6 protein-coding genes are annotated in these 5,302 nt (G+C 40.3%); 2 read left to right on the top strand and 4 right to left on the bottom strand.

Going from position 1 to position 5,302, the window contains the following annotated elements; all coding sequences use genetic code 11:
• Nucleotides 1-327 precede the first annotated feature (327 nt).
• The 3 genes from IM509_RS20685 to IM509_RS20675 form a co-directional block, all read right to left on the bottom strand.
• A complete protein-coding gene (locus IM509_RS20685) occupies nucleotides 328-1,374 on the bottom strand; it encodes a roadblock/LC7 domain-containing protein (RefSeq protein WP_185237591.1) in 1,047 nt (348 codons plus the stop codon).
• Between the two features lie 254 nt (nucleotides 1,375-1,628).
• Nucleotides 1,629-2,375 carry a TRAFAC clade GTPase domain-containing protein gene (locus IM509_RS20680; protein ID WP_185237590.1) on the bottom strand — a complete coding sequence of 249 codons (747 nt, stop codon included), beginning with the start codon at nucleotides 2,373-2,375 and terminating at the stop codon, nucleotides 1,629-1,631.
• Nucleotides 2,376-2,953: 578 nt separating this feature from the next.
• On the bottom strand, nucleotides 2,954-3,295 hold the full coding sequence (locus IM509_RS20675; protein WP_185237589.1) for a phage holin family protein: 342 nt from the start codon (nucleotides 3,293-3,295) through the stop codon (nucleotides 2,954-2,956).
• A gap of 295 nt (nucleotides 3,296-3,590) precedes the next feature.
• Here IM509_RS20675 and IM509_RS20670 point away from each other — a divergent pair, with 295 nt between their 5' ends.
• Together IM509_RS20670 and IM509_RS20665 are read left to right on the top strand one after the other, a co-directional pair.
• On the top strand, nucleotides 3,591-3,980 hold the full coding sequence (locus tag IM509_RS20670; RefSeq protein ID WP_185237588.1) for a DUF8738 domain-containing protein: 390 nt from the start codon (nucleotides 3,591-3,593) through the stop codon (nucleotides 3,978-3,980).
• 301 nt (nucleotides 3,981-4,281) lie between these two features.
• A complete protein-coding gene (locus IM509_RS20665; protein ID WP_052276018.1) occupies nucleotides 4,282-4,638 on the top strand; it encodes an iron-sulfur cluster assembly accessory protein in 357 nt (118 codons plus the stop codon).
• A 199-nt stretch (nucleotides 4,639-4,837) separates the two neighbouring features.
• On the opposite strand, the gene IM509_RS20660 is transcribed toward IM509_RS20665, so the two are convergent.
• Nucleotides 4,838-5,104 (bottom strand): hypothetical protein, encoded by a 267-nt coding sequence (locus tag IM509_RS20660; RefSeq protein ID WP_002747571.1) that lies wholly within the window; start codon nucleotides 5,102-5,104, stop codon nucleotides 4,838-4,840.
• Nucleotides 5,105-5,302 lie beyond the last annotated feature (198 nt).

The following is a 5,302-nucleotide window of genomic DNA, read 5'->3' as shown; positions in this document are numbered from 1 at the left end:
CAATGGACGGGGGTTATAAGGGATGGAACCCTTATAGAGAAAGGCATTTAGCGATTTTTGTCAATTGTTTTTGCTCTAGAGCGAACTAATCAATTAAGTCTCTTGCCAGATAAGGATTTAGTCGATTTATGCCCCCCTATCAAACCATACCAAGTAACGAAGAACCCTGATTACTGATTACTGATTACTGATTACTGATTACTGAATTGGTCTGCCCTGGTAACGAATATCTGCATTGTTAAGTACCTAGGCAAAATTATTTACACATGACGATCATTGCCCCGTAAGGGTTTTAGCTCGATCGGGCAGGTAATTAATTTTGCATGACTACTTATTATCTTCGGTTTCGAGGACGATCTCGAATTCTTCTACAACGGAATCAAGGAGGGGATTAACTGTGGGATTTAACAGGGGGGTTTGGGGGGTGGGGTTAGAGATAGCGAGAATTTTTGCTAATTTTGAGCGAGTTTTTTGGATTTCTCCCTCTAACAATCCCGTGATCGTTTTGCCAGTTTTCACTAAAAGAAAAGCTTGGTCACTGCAAGGGGTTAAGATCAGATGACCCTGGGGACTGCGAATAGCAATTTGTTCCAGATCAGACCAGCTTAATTCCTCTTTTGTGTTATTGACAAGATAGACCATTGTTCCTGCTAAGATTAAAGCACTATTGTGTTCCATGCCGATGGAATCAGTCAAAGGTTGACCCTGGGGAGAAACAAGCATGATCCCCTCAATAGCGAGCGGTTTTTCGGCTAATTCTTGCAGGATTTTGGCAATTTCTACCTGATAATTTGGTTCCCTAGGTAAGGTATTTTTAGAGTTATCATAGTTATTATCGGTGGGTTGTTTTCGTTCTTTGGTTTCTTTCGAGGAGATAAACCATTGCAGGTTTTTTTTTTCCCGCAGTTGCTGGTGGCTAAACAGACGAATATCTTTAGAAAGTTTAATCCCTAATTCAAAGGCATTTGCCTGATAATTGTCAGCTAAAGTTAAGGGTTCAAGGGAGATTTTAGCCTCATCTCTGGCAATACGTTTTAGGGGACCTGCTTCTAGACAGGCAAGAATTTTAAATAGTTGTTTCGAGTCGAGTAGTTCCTGTAAATAATAACAATGAAAGTAAGGAATATCCCCACGACCAAATTCATCCTTCCCATCGTTAATTAACCAACCAAAGAGGGTGTTATGGGAGTCAATTTGATAGATATAGACTCCTTTAAATTTCCTGTCTGGAGGATTATAGGTGTCCCATAACTGAGAGACTATATGTTGATAAAAAAACTGTTGAATCCCTAGGGGGACATTGGCACTAGCGATATATTTAAATCCCAGTTGCGAGAAACTGCTATAAATCAGTTGTTCAACGAGCAAGGACATGATCTGTAACCTTTAAGCACTTTTGTGCGCTATTATAAATAATTTTAACACAATTGTGTCTTGTTTCTAGTTTTTGGGGAGATATTTGACGGCATTTCTCCTCAAGATGAACTGTCACCTAATTTGGTGCCGACTCCCCAAAACGAAAACTTCACACCTCACCGTTAAGATAACTGCTATAAGAAAGTCAGCAGATTTTTGAGAGATTTTTTGGCTAATCTTTCTGTAAATAGCTCGGATATAGTGCTGGTCGTTTAGGAAAAGTTTACCAGTTGTCGATCGATTTGAGACAATAACCAAGATAGGGAGTCTAAAGCTTGATTTGCTTGCAGCGTGCCTTGTTGGGAATCAATTAAAACTGTTGAGTAAAAAAAACGGTGATTAACTTTTTGGTCTCGCAGTTTTTGCTCTAATTCTTTGACTTTTAATTGTAGGTTTTGCCAGCATTTTTGGTCAGAGACAACTAGATCGCATTTGCTGATAATAATGCCTAAATTAAACCTAGTTTTATTATAGTTAATTATCTCGATCAAGGTTTGAAAAATTTTCAGGTAATTGTTATGCTTGTCTGAATCATTTAATAAACTTGCTGCCTCTAAAAACAGTAAACAAGCATTAGCCTGTAAAGCCATATTGACAAAAGCTAAATTATAGATTTGACAACTTTCTCCCGGTAGATCCCACCAGCGAATTGTCGCTATTTTCTCCGATTGATCACCGCTTTTTTTCTCTAAACTAAAATCAAAGTTACTAATTTTTAAAGTGGCGGGGGGATATTGACCTGTTCTAGCGACATAATTGAGAATTTTTTCAATATCTTCTTCGCTTTCTTCCTCTTGAGATCTGAAGACAATATTAGCCTGATTTCCCCAAGCTGCTGGATTTTTCAAACTCTGATAAGATGCCGCTAGGAAAACTGTTTTTCCTGCTCCTCTTTGACCGATACTGAGAACTGTATAAATTGGGTTTTCTTTACTAAGATTTTCCTGATTATTAGTCATTTTACAACCTCTAAATTGAATGAAAAAAACTTTTGCGACGATGATTGTGTCTCTCAAGCCAACACAGACGAGAAAAATTGACTTGAGATTAGTTAATCTCCTTAGCTCAACAATTCCATTCTGCAGTCTTGTAGTTATGCTGTCTGGAAAGATGGTTAAGATGATTATATTTGTTTTGTCCCCTCGGATCATCCCGGTTAACCAAATCTTCACAAAAAGTTACTATTCTAATAGTAATGGAACTTGCTCTCGGTGCTTGAGATGGAAATCTTGGGATTAAATTTTCCTGATTTTTAAGTAGGTAGGTGTTAAAAACTTTGAGATGTCCCCTTGTTAAAGATCGATTAAGGGTAGGGTTGATTCATGAATCAACCCTACGATGAATCAACCCTAGTATTAAGGGGGGATCGAACCCAAAACCCATCTTCAATTTAATTATAACCAGCTACTTAACGACAAAAGCCAGAGCAAATCAGTAGAGACTTCCTCGTCTCCAAAAAATAGAGAGACATTGTTATAACAACGTCTCTAGATCAGAGTAAGCCAAGCTGTTTTAAACAACCGAATTATTGGTCACTTTATTCAACAAAAAAACCATTGAGAACTCCTGAAATGATCGAAACCACAATCGAACCGAATAGAGCGGCAAAAAATGATTTTACCTCAAAGCCACTGATAAAATAGGAGGCTAAAGAAAAGGAAATGGCATTGACCACAAAAATAAATAACCCTAGGGTTAAAATAGTTAAAGGCAGGGTAAAAAGAATCAACAGGGGTCTAATAATAGCATTAATTAAACCCAAGACGACAGCAGCTATCAAAGCCACGGTAAAATCTTTAATTTCTATACCTGGTACTATTCGCGCTGTAATCAATAAAGAGACGGCGGTAATCAACCAACGGAGGAAAAAAGATAACATAAGCCCATCCATCTAAGATAGTTCATCCTCATCTATTTTAATCGCCATCGCCACTTAAAGAGACGGAAGTTTTCAGAAGATGACAACGAAAACCGACATTGACTGCTGCCGCTGCTCGAAAACCAGAGCGGGAACATAAGTAGCTGGTTATAATTAAATTAAAAATGGATTTTAGGTTCGATCCTCCCTGCCCCCCTTGATAAGGGGGGTGCCGATAGGTGGGGGGATCTGACACTGATAATAAACAGGAAAATTTGATCAGACTATCACCCCCCAGAAAGAGGCAGCACTCAAGATGATATCTAGAAATAATTTTAGCCAGAACTGGCAAGGACAAATCGGTAAAACGAGAATAATTCGGGTATCAACTGGCATTTTCATGCTAATGAGTCTGCTTTCTCTCCTCTCAGTGCCACCTAGTTTAGCATCTCCTGAGCCACCTAATTCGGTCATCGAGGCTGTCCGTCAACATTTGAGTCAGAAAACCAAGATACCCGTTAATCGCTTGCAAATTCAAGCAGCACAACCACAAACCTGGCCCGATGGTTGTTTAGGATTAGCTAAACCGGGAGCATTATGTACTCAAGCGCTGGTGCCAGGATGGCGAATTGTTCTGACTGATAACCAAAAAACTTGGGTTTATCGCACCAATAGCAGCGGCGCTCATCTCCGCTTAGAAAAGTAAATTTCTTTGGCTCTTTTCCGGCTGCTTTTTCGGCATCCCCAAGGCAGCGCTGTCCTGTCCGTTGGGGGATGAAAATCGGCTGAGAATGGCTCTAGGGTTTGTTTCAAGAATCTAGTCGTCTCTGGCAACCCTATTTAATTAATAATCCCAGTTTTTTGCTTTTTTTTGCCCTATAACTCCTGCGAGGCTGGGAAAAGTAAACAGCAATTCAGTCAACAGCCCTCAACTATCGTTAAGATGGGTAGGAGAAGGTAAAGTTTTATATGTCCCCTTCAACTGCGTTTAGGAGTTCCTGCTAAAGATGACACAAGCTACTCAGACTCAAGGAAAAGGAATTTTACTCAGTGAGGCTGCCCTCAAACACCTTACCATGCTCAAAGAGCAACAGGGCAAGGATTTATGTCTGCGCGTGGGTGTGCGTCAGGGTGGTTGTTCGGGAATGTCCTATATGATGGATTTTGAGCATCCTAGCAATATTGGCCCCCAAGATGAGGTTTTCGATTACGATGGCTTTAAAATTGTCTCTGATAAAAAAAGTCTGCTCTATCTCTACGGTCTCATGTTAGATTACAGCAACGCGATGATCGGCGGCGGTTTCCAATTTACTAATCCCAACGCCAGTCAAACCTGCGGTTGTGGTAAGTCTTTTGGCGTTTAATATTTCCCCGGGGTGATACCTTTCATCCCCGCCTCCCAGAGGCGATTTTTTTTTGCCAAAACTCTTGACAAAATCGGAGACTTGACATATACTTTCTGCATAATGGGAATCCGTGCCTGCCTGCGAACCCTTCATTTTTAGGCTAGATACCCTGCTCTGAATTAGAGACGATAATAATCTGAGGAAAACTTTTTAGACATTAAGAGGGGTTTTGACTGAGATTCCGCAGGGTACGATTGACAAAGCTGAGGTAGTCGTCAATTTCTTCGTAGGCATCGAGTTCTTGCTTTTGTGCGGGGGTAATTGCTGATTCTTTCTCTAGTTGGAGTAATTCTTCAATCCGAGTCTGAACGGCAGTGGAAGCTCGAAATATAGCAACTCCATCTTCTAATTCTAGGCAGACGGCTCCCTCTCTGGCTAGGGCAGAGGGCAAGTGATTGAGTTTAGGGATTGCTTGGGGGGTCATTTCAGTTACCAGTTATCAGTCATCGGTGACTACCAAGGATTTTAATTTTTATCCCCATTATCGAAAATTTGGGTTAAAACCCCGTCCTTTTAGGACGGCTTTAAGCTACAATGGAAAAAGCGATAACCAAGCTAAAAACTGAACCTTGACAACAGATAGTAGGGGGTTTTGTTCAGAAAAGAATTCAAATTCGGCCTT

Source organism: Microcystis sp. M31BS1, from assembly GCF_020245285.1.
Classification (GTDB): Bacteria; Cyanobacteriota; Cyanobacteriia; order Cyanobacteriales; family Microcystaceae; genus Microcystis; species Microcystis panniformis.
Note: the sequence above shows the minus strand (reverse complement) of the source record. Positions and strands in the feature narration are given on the sequence as shown.

Coding starts and splice junctions, on each gene's coding strand:
- IM509_RS20675 (WP_185237589.1), bottom strand. CDS start 3,295: ATGTTATCTTTTTTCCTCCGTTGGTTGATTACCGCCGTCTCTTTATTG.
- IM509_RS20660 (WP_002747571.1), bottom strand. CDS start 5,104: ATGACCCCCCAAGCAATCCCTAAACTCAATCACTTGCCCTCTGCCCTA.
- IM509_RS20680 (WP_185237590.1), bottom strand. CDS start 2,375: ATGACTAATAATCAGGAAAATCTTAGTAAAGAAAACCCAATTTATACA.
- IM509_RS20670 (WP_185237588.1), top strand. CDS start 3,591: ATGATATCTAGAAATAATTTTAGCCAGAACTGGCAAGGACAAATCGGT.
- IM509_RS20665 (WP_052276018.1), top strand. CDS start 4,282: ATGACACAAGCTACTCAGACTCAAGGAAAAGGAATTTTACTCAGTGAG.
- IM509_RS20685 (WP_185237591.1), bottom strand. CDS start 1,374: ATGTCCTTGCTCGTTGAACAACTGATTTATAGCAGTTTCTCGCAACTG.